Source organism: Pseudonocardia halophobica, assembly GCF_050948485.1.
GTDB classification, from domain to species: Bacteria; Actinomycetota; Actinomycetes; order Mycobacteriales; family Pseudonocardiaceae; genus Pseudonocardia; species Pseudonocardia halophobica.
The window spans coordinates 6,394,646-6,411,560 of the sequence record NZ_CP192046.1 but is presented as its reverse complement, the minus strand read 5'-3'; the positions used below and the strand labels follow the sequence as shown (position 1 = coordinate 6,411,560).

Annotated in this window: 18 protein-coding genes; 11 read left to right on the top strand and 7 right to left on the bottom strand. The window is 73.3% G+C overall.

The window, feature by feature from the left end; all coding sequences use genetic code 11:
* Nucleotides 1-72 precede the first annotated feature (72 nt).
* On the top strand, nt 73-846 hold the full coding sequence (locus ACQP04_RS30580) for a LuxR C-terminal-related transcriptional regulator (RefSeq protein ID WP_433503982.1): 774 nt from the start codon (nt 73-75) through the stop codon (nt 844-846).
* Here ACQP04_RS30580 and ACQP04_RS30575 read toward each other — a convergent pair.
* Together ACQP04_RS30575 and ACQP04_RS30570 are read right to left on the bottom strand one after the other, a co-directional pair.
* Nucleotides 843-1,268: a DAK2 domain-containing protein gene (locus ACQP04_RS30575; protein WP_433508468.1), complete on the bottom strand. Its 426-nt coding sequence runs from the start codon at nt 1,266-1,268 to the stop codon at nt 843-845. The genes ACQP04_RS30580 and ACQP04_RS30575 overlap by 4 nt on opposite strands.
* Nucleotides 1,269-1,426: 158 nt before the next feature.
* On the bottom strand, nt 1,427-1,828 hold the full coding sequence (locus tag ACQP04_RS30570) for a GlcG/HbpS family heme-binding protein (RefSeq protein WP_433503981.1): 402 nt from the start codon (nt 1,826-1,828) through the stop codon (nt 1,427-1,429).
* 253 nt (nt 1,829-2,081) lie between these two features.
* On the opposite strand from ACQP04_RS30570, the gene ACQP04_RS30565 reads away from it, so the two are divergent.
* The 6 genes from ACQP04_RS30565 (at nt 2,082) to ACQP04_RS30540 (ending at nt 7,892) form a co-directional block, all read left to right on the top strand.
* Complete coding sequence (locus tag ACQP04_RS30565) at nt 2,082-2,837, top strand: MIP/aquaporin family protein (protein WP_433503980.1); 756 nt, start codon at nt 2,082-2,084, stop codon at nt 2,835-2,837.
* Nucleotides 2,838-2,994: 157 nt separating this feature from the next.
* Nucleotides 2,995-3,444 (top strand): diol dehydratase small subunit, encoded by a 450-nt coding sequence (locus ACQP04_RS30560; protein ID WP_433503979.1) that lies wholly within the window; start codon nt 2,995-2,997, stop codon nt 3,442-3,444.
* A complete protein-coding gene (locus ACQP04_RS30555; protein ID WP_433503978.1) occupies nt 3,444-5,138 on the top strand; it encodes a propanediol/glycerol family dehydratase large subunit in 1,695 nt (564 codons plus the stop codon). The genes ACQP04_RS30560 and ACQP04_RS30555 overlap by 1 nt, the downstream gene beginning before the upstream one ends.
* Entirely contained in the window at nt 5,138-5,713 is a 576-nt protein-coding gene (locus ACQP04_RS30550) for a propanediol/glycerol family dehydratase medium subunit (RefSeq protein WP_433503977.1), read from the top strand. The genes ACQP04_RS30555 and ACQP04_RS30550 overlap by 1 nt, the downstream gene beginning before the upstream one ends.
* Before the next feature lie 29 nt (nt 5,714-5,742).
* Entirely contained in the window at nt 5,743-7,560 is a 1,818-nt protein-coding gene (locus ACQP04_RS30545) for a diol dehydratase reactivase subunit alpha (protein ID WP_433503976.1), read from the top strand.
* A complete protein-coding gene (locus tag ACQP04_RS30540) occupies nt 7,557-7,892 on the top strand; it encodes a glycerol dehydratase reactivase beta/small subunit family protein (RefSeq protein ID WP_433503975.1) in 336 nt (111 codons plus the stop codon). Before ACQP04_RS30545 ends, ACQP04_RS30540 begins: the two co-directional genes overlap by 4 nt.
* 127 nt (nt 7,893-8,019) lie before the next feature.
* Here the strand turns inward: ACQP04_RS30540 and ACQP04_RS30535 are convergent, their stop codons facing one another.
* Complete coding sequence (locus ACQP04_RS30535) at nt 8,020-8,448, bottom strand: GntR family transcriptional regulator (protein ID WP_433503974.1); 429 nt, start codon at nt 8,446-8,448, stop codon at nt 8,020-8,022.
* A gap of 89 nt (nt 8,449-8,537) precedes the next feature.
* Here ACQP04_RS30535 and ACQP04_RS30530 point away from each other — a divergent pair, with 89 nt between their 5' ends.
* On the top strand, nt 8,538-9,131 hold the full coding sequence (locus tag ACQP04_RS30530; protein WP_433503973.1) for a helix-turn-helix domain-containing protein: 594 nt from the start codon (nt 8,538-8,540) through the stop codon (nt 9,129-9,131).
* A complete protein-coding gene (locus tag ACQP04_RS30525; RefSeq protein WP_433503972.1) occupies nt 9,128-10,090 on the top strand; it encodes an AIR synthase related protein in 963 nt (320 codons plus the stop codon). Before ACQP04_RS30530 ends, ACQP04_RS30525 begins: the two co-directional genes overlap by 4 nt.
* Before the next feature lie 196 nt (nt 10,091-10,286).
* On the opposite strand, the gene ACQP04_RS30520 is transcribed toward ACQP04_RS30525, so the two are convergent.
* Nucleotides 10,287-10,712 (bottom strand): hypothetical protein, encoded by a 426-nt coding sequence (locus tag ACQP04_RS30520; RefSeq protein WP_433503971.1) that lies wholly within the window; start codon nt 10,710-10,712, stop codon nt 10,287-10,289.
* A gap of 135 nt (nt 10,713-10,847) precedes the next feature.
* The gene (locus ACQP04_RS30515) at nt 10,848-11,873 is read right to left on the bottom strand and encodes a 6-phosphofructokinase (protein ID WP_433503970.1); all 1,026 of its coding nucleotides are present in this window, start codon (nt 11,871-11,873) and stop codon (nt 10,848-10,850) included.
* Between the two features lie 129 nt (nt 11,874-12,002).
* Here ACQP04_RS30515 and ACQP04_RS30510 point away from each other — a divergent pair, with 129 nt between their 5' ends.
* Together ACQP04_RS30510 and ACQP04_RS30505 are read left to right on the top strand one after the other, a co-directional pair.
* Entirely contained in the window at nt 12,003-12,476 is a 474-nt protein-coding gene (locus tag ACQP04_RS30510; protein ID WP_037044658.1) for a hypothetical protein, read from the top strand.
* A 156-nt stretch (nt 12,477-12,632) separates the two neighbouring features.
* The gene (locus tag ACQP04_RS30505; RefSeq protein ID WP_433503969.1) at nt 12,633-14,708 is read left to right on the top strand and encodes a PhoX family protein; all 2,076 of its coding nucleotides are present in this window, start codon (nt 12,633-12,635) and stop codon (nt 14,706-14,708) included.
* 125 nt (nt 14,709-14,833) lie between these two features.
* Here ACQP04_RS30505 and ACQP04_RS30500 read toward each other — a convergent pair whose 3' ends face one another.
* Together ACQP04_RS30500 and ACQP04_RS30495 are read right to left on the bottom strand one after the other, a co-directional pair.
* Nucleotides 14,834-15,637, bottom strand: coding sequence for a hypothetical protein (locus ACQP04_RS30500; protein WP_433503968.1), 804 nt, complete (start codon nt 15,635-15,637; stop codon nt 14,834-14,836).
* A 189-nt stretch (nt 15,638-15,826) separates the two neighbouring features.
* Nucleotides 15,827-16,906, bottom strand: coding sequence for a DUF3616 domain-containing protein (locus ACQP04_RS30495; protein ID WP_433503967.1), 1,080 nt, complete (start codon nt 16,904-16,906; stop codon nt 15,827-15,829).
* Nucleotides 16,907-16,915: the final 9 nt, after the last annotated feature.

The following is a 16,915-nucleotide window of genomic DNA, read 5'->3' as shown; positions in this document are numbered from 1 at the left end:
CAACGAACGGGCAACGTGATTCACCTTACCGTCGCCGCGACAACGACCCGTCGACGTTCGAAAGGCTCAGCGATGACCGCAGAACTCGCCGATATCAGGGTCCTCGACGCGCGCCCGGCGCAGCCCACGCGCATCCCCACGGTCGCCGGGGGCTCGGACACGGGCCGCGGGGACTCCCCGTTCGCCACCGTCCGCACCGGCCGGATCCTGGTCGTCGACGGCGAGGGCATCGTCCGCCTCGGCCTGCGCCAGCTGTTCGCCGCCGAGCCCGACCTGCGGATCGTGGGCGAGGCCGCCACCCCGCGCGACGCGCTCGTCGCGGCGGACCGGCTGCGTCCCGACGTCGTGCTCCTCGACGTGGACCTCGGCCGCGGCGACTCAGCCGGCATCGACGTGGCCCGCGCGCTGCTCCAGCGCCACCGCGGCACCCGGATCCTCGTGCTGACGGCCTGCCGCGACCGGGAGACGATGCTCCGCACGGTCCGGCTCGGTGTGCACGGTTACCTGCGCAAGGGCGCCGACACCGCGGACATCGTGGCCGCGGTCCGCACGCTGCTGCGCGGCGACGCCGTGTTCGACTCGCGGATCACCACGATGATGATGGACGCGCTGCGGGACCCCCGGGAGCCGGCCGTCCCGACCGCCCCGCGTGGCCCGCTGCTGACCGAGCGCGAGAACCAGGTGCTCAAGCTGCTGGCGACCGGCATGTCGAACCGGGAGATCGCCACCGAGCTGGTGATCAGCGAGGCGACCGTGAAGTTCCACGTCCGGAACCTGCGCGACAAGCTCGACGTCCGCCGCCGGACCGAGATCGTCTACACCGCGACCCGGCAGGGGATCGTCTAGGACCCGCGCGACCGGTGTGCCGACGGGGCCGCCGGCCGCGTGACGCACGTGCACGAACGGCACCTTCGCTGACATCTGATGAGCGAGAGTGCCGTTTCGCGCAGACAGTGCCCTGGGTTTCGGACACCGGGCCCGGCGACGGCCGCCGAGGCCCGGAAGAACAGGGCGATGCCGGCGGGCCCGGGGCGGGTTCGCCCTTCGGGCGGTCGCCGACGTAGCTCGCCCGCCCCATCCGCGCGGAGGTCGGCGGTGCGGTCGGCGCCCTCCTGCAGGGCCCGGGCGGCCGCGTCGAGGCCTTGCGGCGCGGCCTCGACGGCCGGGGCCAGGGCGTCGACCGGCGTGCGGTCGCCGACCTGTGCCTCCCCGACGCGCCGGATCGCGGCGCCGAAGGCCGAGGTGCCGCTCTTCTCGAACCGCAGCACCGCGCCGCGCAGCCCCGGCCCTCGCCGCGTCGACGGGATCACGCAGGCCTGAACCGCATTATGGAACCATAACGCCCGAAATCCCGGCTCGAATTCGCATTATGGCTCGATAATGCGGACAGGGGCCGCGGAATTCGGCGTTATGGTTCCGTACCGCGTCAGGTGAGGGCGTCGACCGCCGCCCGCGCGACCTGGGTGTCCTGGTCCACCGAACCGGCGCTCACCCCGACCGCGCCGACCAGCTCGCCGCCGCGGTGCACGGGGATGCCGCCGCCGAAGGCGACCATGCCGCCGGAGAGCTGCTCGAGGCCGTACAGCTCCTGGCCCGGCTGGACGAGCGGGAGGAGGTCGCCGGTCGGCAGGTTCATGAGGATCGACGTGCGCGCCTTGCGCTGCGAGATGTCGATGCTCGCCCGGATCGCGCCGTCCTGGCGGGCGAACGCCAACAGGTGCCCGCCGGCGTCGACGACCGCGATGTTCATCGGCTGGCCGATCTCGTCGGCCTTCGCCAGGCCGGCCTCGATCGCCTTCTGTGCCTCGGCATAGGTCAGGCCACTCATCGTCGAGTCCTCTCTCGCGCTCCGCAGTGCCGCGGCCCCTCCGGTCCGGCGGGCCGTCTCCACCCAACCGGACTGGCGCGGCCGACGACAGCTCCGCCTTGGGTCAGGTTCCTCCTCGCCCCGTGGTGAGGTCCCACCCCCGCGGAGGGTGAGACTTCGCGGGCCGTTGTCGCCCAACCTCTTCCGTCACACAGGTAGCACTGTGGAGCGTATCGCCGGGCCGCGCAGGGCGGCCGGGACAGGGAGGTCCGGCATGACGGCAGGATCGATCGTGTTGTGGGAGGGACTGGGCACCGCGGTGCTCATCCTCCTGGGTGTCGGCGTCGTGGCGAACGTGGTGCTGCGCCCGACGCTCGGGACCGGCGGCGGCTGGCTGATGATCACCTTCGGCTGGGGTTTCGCCGTGTTCGCGGGGGCGAGCATCGCCGAGCCCTCCGGGGCGCACCTCAACCCCGCGGTGACCATCGGCCTCGCGGTGGCGGGTGCGACGCAGTGGTCGATGGTGCCCTTCTACCTGATCGGGCAGCTCGTGGGCGCGTTCGTCGGCGCCACGGTCGGCTGGCTCGCCTACAAGGCGAACTTCGACAAGAACGTCGAGGAGGACCCCGAGGGCAACCGCGACACCCGGGGCATCTTCTGCACCGGCCCCGTCGTCGCGCGGTCGGGCTGGAACGTGGTCACCGAGGTCGTCGCGACCTTCGTGCTGGTGTTCTGGATCCTCAGCAACCCGGCCGCCCAGGCGCCCGACGGCGCGGGGGTGCCCCAGTTCGGCAACGGGGCGCTGGGCTACGCGGCGGTCGCGTTCGTCGTCATCGGCATCGGCTGTTCGCTCGGCGGGCCCACGGGCTATGCGATCAACCCGGCCCGCGACCTGGGCCCCCGCCTGGCCTACGCCCTCCTTCCGATCAGGGGCAAGGGCAGCGCGGAGTGGGGGTACGCCTGGGTGCCGATCGTCGGACCGATCGTCGGCGCGGTGCTCGCGGGCCTGCTCAGCGCGGGTGTGTCGTGACCTCACCGGCAGGAGAGGCGCCGTTCGGGTTGCCCCTGCCCGGAGGGGTTTCCGCTACCTGCGCAACTGCGCAACGGTTGGTGGGTGGCACGGGCGCCGCGGTCGACCGACCGAGCCCCGGCGCCCGCGTCCCGGCGAACGACGAGAGGTGATGCGCGTGTCCGCTCCAGCTTCCGGGTCCGGCCCCGACCTCGGGCCCGCCGACTACCCGCTCTCGCTCAACCGTCAGGACCTCCTGCGCACGCCGACGGGCAAGCCGATCACGGCGCTGACGATGAACGCCGTCGTCGCCGGGGAGATCTCCGCCGAGGACCTGCGGATCGCCCCGGACACGCTCCAGCTGCAGGCCACCCTGGCCGAGTCGGTGCACCGCCGGCAGCTCGCCGCGAACTTCCGGCGCGCGGCCGAGCTCACCGCGGTGCCCGACGCCGAGGTCCTGGCGATGTACAACGCGCTCCGCCCGCGCGCCTCGAGCAAGGCGCAGCTGCTGCAGATCGCCGAGAACCTGGAGGGCAAGTACCAGGCCACCGTGTGCGGTGCCCTGGTCCGTGAGGCGGCCGAGGTCTACGAGCGCCGCGACCTGCTGGCCCGCGACGAGGAGGACTGATGACGACCACGGAGAACCGCCAGTCCAAGCGGACCGAGGTACTCGAGGACCGCCCCGTCAACCTCGACGGGTTCGTGGAGGAGTGGCCCGAGAAGGGCCTCGTCGCCATGGAGTCCGACTTCGACCCGCAGCCCAGCGTGCGGGTCGAGGGCGGGAAGATCGTCGAGCTCGACGGGCGCGCCCGCGCCGACTTCGACTTCATGGACACCTTCATCGCCGACCACGCGATCGACGTGGAGACGGCGGAGGAGGTCAACGCGATCCCGTCCGTCGAGATCGCGCGGGCGCTCGTCGACCCGCGGGCCTCGCGGGACGAGCTGACCCGGATCGGCCGCGGGCTCACCCCGGCGAAGATCCTCGACGTCGTCAAGCTGATGAACGTCGTCGAGATCATGATGGCGATGCAGAAGATGCGGGCCCGCCGCACGCCCGCCAACCAGGCGCACTCCACCAGCGCCAAGGACAACCCGATCCAGGTCGCCGCGGACGCCGCCGAGGGCGCGCTGCGTGGCTTCGCCGAGCTGGAGACCACCCTCGGTGTCGTCCGGTACGCGCCGCTCGTGGCGATCGCGCTGCAGGTCGGCGGCCAGGTCGGGCGGGGCGGCGTGCTCACCCAGTGTGCGCTGGAGGAGGCCACCGAGCTCGAGCTCGGCATGCGCGGCATCACCGCCTACGCCGAGACGATCTCCGTGTACGGCACCGAGTCCGTGTTCGTCGACGGCGACGACACCCCCTGGTCCAAGGCCTTCCTGGCCAGCGCGTACGCCTCGCGCGGGATCAAGATGCGGTTCACCTCGGGCACCGGGTCGGAGGTGCAGATGGGCAACGCCGAGGGCCGCTCCATGCTGTACCTCGAGATCCGCTGCATCCTCATGGCCAAGGGCGCCGGGGTGCAGGGCCTGCAGAACGGCTCCATCTCCTGCATCGGCGTGCCGGGCGCGGTGCCCGGCGGGATCCGGGCGGTGGCCGCCGAGAACCTGATCGCCAGCTGGATGGACCTGGAGTGCGCCTCGGGCAACGACCAGTCCTTCTCGCACTCGGCGATGCGCCGCACCGCGCGCCTGCTGCCGCAGATGCTGCCGGGCACGGACTTCGTCTGCTCGGGCTACTCGGCGGTGCCGAACCCGGACAACATGTTCGCCGGCTCCAACCTCGACACGGACGACTACGACGACTGGAACACCATCCAGCGCGACCTGCAGGTCGACGGCGGGCTGCGGCACGTCCGGGAGACCGAGATCCTGCAGGCCCGGGAGAAGGCGGCCAGCGCGCTGCAGGCCGTGTTCGCCGAGCTCGACCTGCCGCGGATCACCGACGAGGAGGTCGAGGCGGCCGTCTACGCCAACGGCAGCGGCGACTACCCCGAGCGTGACGTGCTCGAGGACCTCAAGGGCGCGCAGTCGGTCATGGACCGCGGGATCACCGGTCTCGACCTGGTGAAGGCGCTGGAGCGCAGCGGCTTCCACGACGTGGCCGAGAACCTGCTGACGGTGCTGCGCCAGCGCGTCTCCGGCGACCTGCTGCAGACGTCGGCGATCCTGACGGACGACTTCGTCCCCCTCTCGGCGATCAACGACGCCAACGACTACGGCGGCCCGGGCTCCGGCTACCGCCTCCAGGGCGAGCGGTGGGAGCAGCTCAAGAAGCTGCGCCACGTGACGAGCGCCGAGAACCCCGAGACCGAGGTGTCGTGATGACCGCCCCCACCGCCGAGCGCACGCTCACGCTGAACGAGGTCGGCCCGGCCAAGCGGGCGTCGCGGCCCGACGAGGTGGTCGTCGCGGTGTCGCCGGCCTTCGCCGACCCGTTCACCAAGACCATCGTCGACGTGCCGCACGCCGAGGTGATCCGGCAGATCCTGGCCGGCATCGAGGAGCAGGGCGTGCACGCCCGGATGATCAAGGTGTGGGACACCGCGGACCTCGCGGCCGTCGCGCACACCGGCGCCCGGCTGTCCGGCTCCGGCATCTCGATCGGCCTGCTGTCCCGCGGCACCGCGATGATCCACCAGCGGGACCTGCCGCGGCTGAGCAACCTGGAGCTGTTCCCGCAGTCGCCGCTGCTCGACGCCGAGGTGTTCCGCCGGATCGGGGCCAACGCCGCCCAGTACGCCAAGGGCGAGTCGCCGGCCCCGGTGCCCACCCGCAACGACCAGATGGCCCGGCCGCGCTGGCAGGCCAAGGCCGCGCTGCTGCACCTCAAGGAGTTCGAGTGCATCGTGGCGGGGCGGAAGCCGGTGGAGGTCGAGCCGGTGATCTCACGCCGGTGAGCTCGCGAGCCGGCCAGACGGCACCGGGCATGACGCGACGGCTGGTCGTCGGCGTCGACATCGGCAACTCGACGACCGAGGCGAGCGTGGCCGCCGTGTCCGGGGACTCCGCGGAGTACCTGGGCACGGCGCTCACGCACACGACCGGGGTCAAGGGGACGCCGGAGAACACGGACGGGGCGGTGTCGGCGGTCCGGCGCGCACTGGAGCGCGCCGGGCGCACGGAGTCCGAGGTCGAGACCGTGCTGCTCAACGAGGCCACGCCCGTCATCTCCGGGCTGGCCATGGAGACGATCTCCGAAACGATCATCACCGAGTCGACGATGATCGGGCACAACCCCGCCACACCGGGCGGGGAGGGGCTCGGGGTCGGCACCACGGTGGCGATCGACGCGCTGGCCGGCGCGTCCGGCCCGACGATCGCGGTCGTCGGGGCGGGCTGGGACTTCGACGACGTGGCGACCGAGCTCAACGCGGCCACGGAGCGCGGTCTCGAGGTCGTGGCCGCGGTCCTCGCGCACGACGACGCCGTGCTCGTCGTCAACCGGCTGCGGGTGGCGATCCCGGTCGTCGACGAGGTCGGCGCGGTGGAGAAGGTGCCGCTCGGCATGCGGGCGGCGGTGGAGGTGGCGCCGCCCGGTCGCACGATCCGGACGCTCTCGGACTCCTACGGCCTGGCGTCGGTGTTCGAGCTGGACCCCGACCAGACCAAGCAGGTCTCGCCGGTGGCGCGGGCGCTGACCGGGAACCGGTCCGCCGTCGTCGTCCGGACCCCGAGCGGTGACGTGACCGACCGGCGGATCCCGGTCGGCACGCTCACCCTCACCGGGGCGGGCAAGACCCTGCAGGTCGACGTCGACGCGGGCGCCGAGGCGATCATGGAGGTGCTCGGTCGGGTCCAGCCGCTCGACGACGCGACCGGCGAGGCCGGCACGCACGTCGGCGGGATGCTCGCGCAGGTCCGGGACACGATGACGGACGTGACCGGGCAGCCGGCCGCGGAGATCCGGATCCGGGACGTGCTCGCCGTCGACACCTTCGTGCCCAAGGAGGTCCGAGGGGGCCTGGCCGGCGAGGTCGCGCCGGAGAACGCCGTCGCGCTCGCGGCCATGGTGCGCACCAGCCGGAGCCGGATGCAGGTGGTGGCCGACGAGGTCGCCGCCGCGCTGGGCTGCCGGGCCGAGATCGGCGGCGTCGAGGGCGAGATGGCGGTCCGCGGGGCGCTGACCACGCCCGGCACGGCCGTGCCGATCGCGGTGCTGGACCTCGGTGGCGGGTCGACCGACGCCGCGCTGCTCGACCGCGACGGTGTCTCCTCGGCCGTGCACGTCGCCGGGGCGGGGGAGCTGGTCACCAAGCTGATCGGCTCCGAGTTGGCGACCGACGACCGGGAGCAGGCGGAGGCCGTCAAGCGGTACCCGCTGGCGAAGGTGGAGAGCTTCTTCCACGTGCGGCACGAGGACGGGACGGTGCAGTTCTTCCCGGAGCCGCTGCCGTCGCACGTGTTCGCGCGGGTGGTCACGATGACGCCCGAGGGCCCCGCACCGGTCGCGACCCGGCACTCGGTCGACCACGTGCGGCGGGTGCGCCGGGAGGCCAAGCGGAGGGTGTTCGCGGTCAACGCCGTGCGGGCGCTCAAGCAGGTCGCGCCGGGCGGCAGCCTGCGGATGCTGGACTTCGTGGTGCTGCTCGGCGGCTCGGCGCTGGACTTCGAGATCCCCGACCTCATCGCCGACGCCCTCGCCGGCTTCGGGGTGGTCTGCGGGATCGGCAACGTCCACGGCAGCGAGGGGCCCCGCAACGCGGTGGCGACCGGGCTGGTCGACGCGCACGTGGCGGGCTCGTGACCGAGAAGCCCGCGATCGTCCTGCGGCACACCGGGTCCCCGGACCCGGTGGTGCTGCGGGAGGTGTGTGCGGGGGCGGAGGAGGAGGGCGTGCCGACGCGGGTGGAGCAGGTCCGGGACGCGGACGTCCTGACGCTCGCCCACGCCGCCGCGCTCGAGTCCCCGCTGGAGACCGGGATCGGGATCGACGGGGCGGGCGGGGTCGCGGTGCACCACGCGTCCCTGCCGCAGGACGACCCGGTGCACCAGGTCGAGGCGGGCTCCCCGCGTCCCGACCTGCGCATCGCCGGTCGCACCGCCGCCCGGATCGTGAAGGTCCTGCCCCTGTCCTAGCCGCCCCCCGGTGAGCGAACGGCGCTCTCGTTCATACCTCCTGAGCGAGAGCGCCGCTCGTGCTTCCGGGGTGGGGTTGAGCGAGCGGCGCTGTCGTTCAGATCTGGTGAGCGAGGGCGCCGTTCGCTCATGCAGGGGCGGGTCGGGCGAAGAGCTCGGGGTCGGCGGGGAGGGCGACGGCGCGGCACCGCTCGTCGTGCAGCCCGTGCATCCGGGCCGGGGTGACCAGCGCGAGGTGGAAGCGGCGCGACGCCCGGTGGTAGCCGGGCATGTCCCGCTCGGCCAGGGCCCGCCCGACGTCGTCGTGCGCCGCCCGCGCCTCCTCGTGGTCGGCGGCCGTGTCCAGTGGGAGTGCCGCGGCGAGCGCGGCCTGCTCCAGCACGCCGCGCACCACGTCCAGCTCACTCAGCTCGGCCACGGTGATCCGCGCGACCGTGTAGCTGCCGCGCGGCCGGTGGTCGACGAGACCCTCGCCGATCAGCGTCCTCAGGGCCTCGCGCACCGGGATCGGGCTCACCCCGAACACCTGCGCGATCTCGTCGAGGGGGATCGGCACCCCCCCGGCGCGGTCTCGCCACGGTCCGTCCCCTCTCCCCGTGCGCCGCGGGTGTCCACCATAGGTGAACGCCGTCTAGGATGGTCAACGTGAGCCGGCCGAGCCCCGCGACCTGGGAGCCCATCGTCGACGCGATCGGCCCCAAGGTGCGCGCCGCCCGCACCCGGCTCGGGCTGTCGTTGCAGCAGCTCGCGGCCCGCGCGGACGTCTCGGCCGCGGCGGTGCACAAGGTCGAGCGCGGCGACATGGTCCCGACGATCACCACGCTGCTCAAGCTGGCGGGCGCGCTGGGGCAGCCCGTGTCGGCCTTCGTCGACGACAGCGGGCTCGAGCCGCCCCCCGCCGTCCACGTGCGGTCGGCGGAGCGGCTGCCCGCGCCGCGCGACTGGGCGCCGGGTGCGCTCGGCGTCGCGGTGGAGGGGCTCGCCGCGCCCACGGACGCGCTGCGGGCCACAGCGGTGGAGGTCGTGGTCGAACCTGGGGGCGAGAGCGGCGACACCAGGCCGCGCCGCCCGGGCGAGGAACTGGTGATGGTCCGGCAGGGCACCCTGACGGTCGAGGTCGCGGGGGAGACCTACGAGGTGGAGGCCGGGGACGTGCTGCACTACCCGACGGACCGGGGGCACGCCTGGCGCAACGCCGGCGACGTCCCGGTCCGCGCTGTCTGGGTGATCCTGCGATGAGCGCGCCGGTCACCGAGACGCTCGCGGAGATCGCCGCGGCCTGCCTCGCCAACCCGGGGCTCGCCGCGAAGGCCGAGATCGCGCTGGTCGGCGAGGTGCTGGGCGGCACGGACTGGCAGGGCGGGCCGGGCGACGACGGCGCGGTCGTCATCGCGCACGGCGGCCCGGTCGTGGCCTGCGGCGAGGCCCTGTTCCCGCCGTTCGTGACGGCCGACCCGTACGGCGCGGGGTTCGCGGCGGTGCTGACGAACGTCAACGACGTCGCAGCCATGGGCGGGATGCCGCTCGGGATCGTCGACACGGTGGTGGCGTCGGAGGACGTGGCGCGCAAGGCGCTGGCCGGGATGCGCGAGGCCGCGGAGCTCTACGACGTCCCGATCATCGGCGGGCACCTCACCCTGCACGAGGGCGACCCGGCCATCTCCGCCTTCGCCGTCGGGGCCACGGCGGCGCCGCTCTCGGTGACCCGCGCCGCGCCCGGACAGTCCCTGGTCGTGGCCGCCGCGCTCGACGGGCGGATGCGCGAGGACTTCCCGTTCTTCCCGGCCTTCGAGTCGCGCGGGCGGCGCAGCGCCGGCGACGTCCGGCTGCTCGGCACCCTCGCCGGCGAGGGCGTCGTGGTGGCGGCCAAGGACATCAGCATGGCCGGGCTCGTCGGGTCGCTGGCGATGCTGCTGGAGCCGGGGCGGCTGGGGGTGACGGTCGACGTCACGGCCGTGCCCGCGCCCGCCGGCGTGCCGCTCGTGCGCTGGTTCAACTGCTTCCCCAGCTTCGGCTTCCTGCTCTGCGTGCCCGCCGGACGCGAGGAGGAGTGCCTCGCCGCCTTCGGCGAGCGGGACCTCGCCGCCGGGGTGGTCGGGCGGCTCGACGACTCCGGCATGCTCGCCCTCACCCGCGGGGACGAGCGGGTGGAGGTGCTGGACCTGCTCTCCACCGCGATCACCGGCCTCCCCCGCTGACCCACCTCCCGACTCGCGCTGCCAGAACTCCCGACTCGCGAGGCCAGAGAGCGACTGGCGGAAGTTGCAGCCTCTGTTCCGCGAGTCGGGAGTTCTGGCACCGCGAGTCGGGAGTTCTGGCACCGCGAGTCGGGGTGTGAACTCCCGCGAGGCGGGGTGGGCTTCGGTGAGTCGGGTGGGCCTCGGGAAGGTGCGCTCAGGGGGCGACGCGGAGGTGGCGGGGCGGGGTCGCGGGGGCCAGGGTCGGGCAGATCCCCTCGCCCATCCCTGCCACCATCCCGACCGCCTTCCCCAGCGCCACGATCGGTGCGGCCGTGCGAGTGCCGCGCAGCGCCGCGTCGGCGGCGAGCGAGAAGATCCGCAGCGCACGCTCCGTGTCCCGCCAGCGGTGCTTCTCCGCGAACTCCACCCAGCGCGCCGGCGGGATCGTGGTCTCCTCCGGATACTCCAGCTCCGACCAGGTCACGGCCGTCTCGAACAGATCGACGACCGCGTCCGGGTCGGTCTCGACGTCGAGCAGCCGGTCGTGGTGGGCCCGCCACGGATGGTCGGCGCGGCACTCCCCGGGGCAGGCGAGCCGGGCCGGGACGGGAATCTGCTCACATGGGGGCTGCTCGGGCACGGCGGGCCTCCGATCCGGCGGGCGCTGGGGACATCCCAGTTCTAGATCCCGACCGGCACCGGGCGATTTCCGGACTGTTTCATCCGGATGAAGGAGCCCTGCGGGCGCGTGACCTGCGCCGCCCGCAGCAACGGATCAGCCGAAGAAGACCTCCGCCTCGGCGTAGAGCGCGGGGTCGACCGTCTTGAGCCGCTTGGTCGCCTCGAGCAGCGGGACCATCACGATGTCGGTGCCGCGCAGGGCCGCCATCGTGCCCCACTCCCCGGCCTCGACGGCGTCGATGGCGTGCAGGCCGAAGCGGGTGGCGAGCCAGCGGTCCCGTGCCGTGGGTGTGCCGCCGCGCTGGACGTGCCCGAGCACGGTCGTGCGGGCCTCCTTGCCGGTGCGGCGCTCGATCTCGTGCGCCAGCCAGTCACCGACGCCGCCGAGCCGGGCGTGCCCGAACGCGTCCTTCTGTGCGCTCTGCAGCACCTCCGCGCCGCCGATCGGCATCGCGCCCTCCGACACGACGATGATCGACGCGTAGCGGTCCCGGAAGCGGCTCTCCACCCACGCCTCGACGCGGTCCATGTCGAAGGGCTGCTCAGGGATGAGGATGCCGTTGGCGCCGCCCGCCATACCCGCGTGGAGCGCGATCCAGCCCGCGTGCCGGCCCATGACCTCGACGATCAGCACACGGTGGTGCGACTCGGCCGTGGTGTGCAGGCGGTCGATCGCCTCCATCGCGATGGAGACCGCCGTGTCGAAGCCGAACGTGTAGTCGGTGCCGCCCAGGTCGTTGTCGATCGTCTTGGGCACGCCGACGACCCGCACCCCGTCGTCGTGCAGCCTGGTCGCGACCCCGAGGGTGTCCTCGCCCCCGATCGCGATCAGCGCGTCGACGCCCTGCGCCTCGAGCGTCTCGCGGATCCGGGCCACGCCGTCGTCGATCGCGAAGGGGTTGGTCCGGGAGGAGCCGAGGATCGTGCCGCCCCGGGGGAGCAGGCCGCGGACGTCCGGCACGCCGAGCGGCCGGACGTCGCCCTCGAGGACGCCGCGCCAGCCGTCGCGGAAGCCGACGAACTCGTGCCCGTACGCCGCCGCGCCCTTGCGGACGATCGCCCGCAGCACGGCGTTCAGACCGGGGCAGTCGCCCCCGCCGGTCAGGACCCCGACACGCATGGCGGGCCTCCGATCTCCATCGATGCAGAAACGCGCCGATGTTACCGTCGTCACAAGAGCGCGGCCGGGTGGGCCCGGGCACCCGGGTGACCCGCGGTTCGGGCCCCGAGGCCGGGGGTACCGATGGGCATGAGCACGACGAACGCCGTCTCCTCCGACGCCGTCTCCCGTTCCGTCGACGCCGCCCACTCCCGCCCCGAGGGGGCCTCGGACGAGCTGGTGGCGGCGGCCGGCAAGTTCTCCGAGATGCTCGAGCGGATCGAGCGCGCCCGCGGTGCCCTCTACGAGTTCCACCAGCTGATGGGCGGGGCGGACGCGATGCTCGACGACGTCGTGGAGCAGCTGCGCGAGTGCGGCCAGCCGGCCTGGGCCGAGCGCATCGAGACCGAGCTGATCGGCCGCAACGCGATCGAGGGCCGGTGGAGCTTCCAGATCGTCGAGGACTTCGACGACAACTACTACACCCCGCTCAAGGACACCGAGCGCGCGCTGCGCGACGACCTCATGGAGGGGCGGCGGCACGTCTTCGAGGCCGAGATGAAGCAGAGCCGCCGCACCCACGGCCACCCCCACCACACCGCCACCCCGGACTCGGAGGACTGAGGCGGGAGACCCGGCGCTTGGGGTCTTCGTCACGTTCACCAGGTCCCTGACCTGCGTCTTTGCCCGTCGTCCATGTGGTGATCACTTCCGGCTCGTCTCGGTTACCTAGCGTCGCGCCGACCCCGAACCGGTGAACCACCACACTGGAGGACGACCGTGGCTCAGCCGTGCGCCTGCGACCACCCGCCCCGTTCCCTGCCGCTGCTGCACCGCGGCCGGCAGGGCCTGACCTGCCGCTACCGCTGCGGGGACGCCTGTGCCCGTCCCGAGCCGAACCGTTCGGCCAACACGTACTTCGGCGAGGTCCTGGGCGCCGTGCTGGACCGGCGCGGTGTGCTGCGGGCCGGTGCGGTGCTCGGCCTGGCGACCGGGGCGACCGCGCTGGTCGGGACGAGTGCGGCGGCGGCCGCCACGCCGGCGGGTCCGCTCCCGGCCGCGCCCGAACGCTCGCGCGCGCCCTACGGGCTGGCCTACGAGACCGTCCCGCCCAACACCGACGACGCCGTCCGCGTCCCGCTCGGGTACGCGCAGCAGGTCGTGGTGCGCTGGGGTGACCCGATCCTGCCCGGCGCCCCGGAGTTCGACTTCGACAACCAGACCGCCGAGGCGCAGGCCCGGCAGTTCGGCTACAACAACGACTTCTGCGGCCTGCTCCTGCTGGAGGGCCCGGCGCGGCGGTGGGTGATGTTCTCCAACCACGAGTACACGATCGAACCGCTGATGTTCCGCGAGTACGACCCGGCGGCCCCCACCGAGGAGCAGGTCCGGATCGGGCTCGCGGCGCACGGGTTGTCCGTCGTGGAGATCGTCCGCGACCGGGACGGCCGGATCACGGTGGACGTCGAGGGCGAGCGCAACCGCCGGTTCACCGGCACCACGGAGTTCGTGCTCGACGGGCCGGCGGCGGGCTCGCCGCTGCTGCGGACGTCGGCAGACCCCACGGGCACGGTCGTGCTGGGCACCTTCAACAACTGCTCCGGCGGCGTCACGCCGTGGGGCACGTTCCTGTCCGGCGAGGAGAACGTCAACCAGTACTTCGCGAACGCCGACCCGGCCGACACCCGGCTGGCCCGCTACGGCTTCGAGGAGGGGGCCTCGGAGCGGGCGTGGGAGACCGTCGAGCCGCGGTTCGACCTGGCGAAGGAGCCGAACGAGGCGAACCGCTTCGGGTACGTCGTGGAGGTCGACCCGCACGACCCGCAGTCCCGGCCGGTCAAGCACACCGCGCTGGGCCGGTTCAAGCACGAGGGCGCCACCGTGCGGCTGTCGAAGGACAAGCACGCCGTGGTCTACCTGGGCGACGACGAGCGCTTCGACTACGTCTACAAGTTCGTGTCGTCGAGGACGATGATGAACGGGTACAGCCGCCGCGCCCGCGAGCACAACAGGTCCCTGCTGTCCGACGGCACCTTGTACGTCGCGAGGTTCACCGGCGACAGCCCGCAGGTCGACGGCACGGGGACGCTGCCCGAGGACGGTGCGTTCGACGGCTCGGGCGAGTGGATCAAGCTCGTGTCCGGCACCACGAGCTTCGTGCCCGGGATGAGCGCCGAGGAGGTCTACGTCTTCACCCGCGAGGCCGGGGACAAGGTCGGCGCGACCAAGATGGACCGGCCCGAGGACGTCGAACCGCACCCGATCACGGGCACGGTGTACCTCGCGCTGACCAACAACACCGACCGCGGCAAGGCGGGCAAGGCGGGGCCGGACGAGGCGAACCCGCGCGTCGACAACAAGCACGGGCACGTCATCGAGCTGACCGAGGCGGACGACGACCCCACCGGTACCCGGTTCGCCTGGTCGATCCTGCTGGTGTGCGGGGACCCGGAGGACCCGTCGACGTACTTCGGCGGCTACGACAAGTCGCAGGTCAGCCCGATCACGTCGCCGGACAACCTGGCGTTCGACCCGCACGGCAACCTGTGGATCTCCACGGACTCCACCGCCGCGCTGGGGCAGAACGACGGGCTGTTCGGTGTCTCGCTCACCGGGGAGACGCGCGGGCGGACCACGCAGTTCGCGTCCGTCCCGATCGGCGGGGAGACCTGCGGGCCCGTCGTGACCGAGGACTTCGTGCTGATCTCGGTCCAGCACCCCGGGGACGTCGACGACGCCTCCCCGGCCAACCCCGGGTCGACCTGGCCGGACGGACCGGGCACCCAGCCGCGGCCCGCGGTCGTGAACATCTGGCACGAGGGCGAGGACGGCCGCCCGGCCCGCATCGGCCTGTAGTGATTGAACGAACGGCGCTCTCGCTCACTGGTATGAGCGAGAGCGCCACTCGTGCAACCGGGCCCGGAGTGAGCGCGAGCGGCGCTGCGGCTCACCAGGTATGAGCGAGAGCGCCGCTCACCGGCTCAGGTGCAGAGGTCGGGGTCGGGTTCGCCGGAGCCCGCGGAGCCCTCGAACGACACGTGCACGTGGTCGAAGTGGTTCTCCGTGGCGTTGCCCCGGTTCTCCATCGACTCCCAGCCGTCGCCGTAGTTGATCCGCTGTTCCCAGATCACGTACGAGATGCCGAGGGCCTCGCGGTTGGCGAGGGCGCAGGCTGCGATCCGGTCGCCGTGCGTACCGGTCGTCATGAGGTCGAGGGCCTTGCCGGTGGGATGGTCGGAGACGCGGCCGCGGCCTGCGACGCCGATCAGGTCCGGCTGGTCGTAGAGGCAGGAGAGGAACCGAGCCGCGTCGCGGACCCACGGCTTCACGGCGCCGAGCTCGGACAGGTCGACCGCGCAGTGCGTGCGGGCCTCGCGGGCCAGCCGCTCCTCCTCGGCCCGTCGGGCGGCGTCGTTGAGCCCCGCGGACTTCAGCAGGTTCTGTGCGGCGACGAGCCCGGGCGGGTCGGCCTCGCGACGGACCGGCAGGACGCTCGCCGCGAGGGCGGCGCCGTCGGCGGCGAACAGCTCGTCGTCGACGACGTCGGCCGACGCCAGGCCCACCTCGGCCGCGTCCACCGCGGCGGACGGGGCCGCGTCCAGCAGCGATGCCGCCGGCGCGACCACGGCCAGCGCGCCGCCCGTGACCGCGGCGGCGGTGGTGCCGCGACGCAACGCCTGACGGCGGGTGCGGGGCGACGGGGCGCCGGCGCGCGCGAGCAGCCGGTGTACGTCGACCGTCCCGCGACCGGGCGCGCCCGCGGCGGGGGAGCGGTGCCGCGACACGTCCTGCCTTCTCGGTGCGAGGCCCGGGCGGACCGCCGGTGCGGGGACACCGGGCGGAGGGCCTCCGGGTCCGTCGGGGGAACCGGGCCGTCGCGTCGTGTCCAGAATGTAGCGGAGAGGTCACGAAACGCCGTGTATCGGTGACTCACCGTGAGTCGTGCGTGCCCGCGCGCGCGGCGAGCGGTCGGCTCACCCGTCGAGCGCCACGATGTCCGCGAGCACCGACGACGGCGTCGGCCGACGGTCCGGCCCGGGGCTGTCGTGCACCACCAGCAGCCGCGCGGGCCCCGGCCCGGGCAGCAGCGAGATGCCCTCGGCGTGGTCCTCGCCCTGCCCGTGCGGGAGCGCGCCGAGCAGCGGGAGCCGGTCGCGGCGGACCAGCTCGCTGCCGCCCGACGCCGCCGCGTCCCGCCAGCGGTGGAGCCGCACCGGACCGGACAGCGCCATGCTCGGTCCGGCGAGGACGAGCAGGTCGTCGCCGTGCGGGCAGAGGTCGCGCACGCCCAGCCCGCCCAGGTCGAGCAGGTGGGTCCGGTACCGCTCGCCGCCCGAGAAGGCACCGAGGACGAGGCGGCCGTCGTCGGTCGGGTCCGGCTGCGGGAGCAGCTCGAGGACCACCGCCCAGCCGCGCAGCACCGGCCCCCGCAGCCCGACGTAGACGGAGTCGCCGAGCACGGCCAGGCCCTCGACGTCGAACCCGTTGTCCTTGCCCGGCACCGCGAGGAACGGGCCGAGCCGCGGGTCGTCGGCGAGCAGGTCCGCCAGGCCGACGCTGCCGGGTGCGCCGACCAGCGCGGAGCTGACGCCGGCCGCCGTGCGCAGCCGCAACTCGGGCGACCCTTCGGTGTACGTCTCGACGGCCAGCCGCGCGAGCACGTACCGGTTCTCCTCGCGGCGGACCTTCGACAGCCGCTTCAGAGCCTTGGTGACGTCGTCGTGCGGGCGGACGCGGCGGCGCTTGAGGCTGTGCGAGCCGATCGCCCACAGGAAGCCGCCGGACCGCGCGAGCCCCTCGACGTCCGCCTCCTGCTCCGGCGGACCGGGCAGCCGGACCAGCTCGGCGAGCGGGAACGTGACGGACTTGTCGGCCACGGCGAGCCCGTGGTCGAACTCGAGCCGCTCGATGGTCGCGGTCTCGTCGCCGGCCAGCCACAGCGTGGACCCCTCGACCCGCACGGCCGAGAGGTTCACGTGGTTGCCCGAGCGGACGGTGTCGCCCGCGAACCGGAGCTCGACCTGCCGTTCGAGCCGGAGGAGACCTGCGTCCATTCCTCCAGT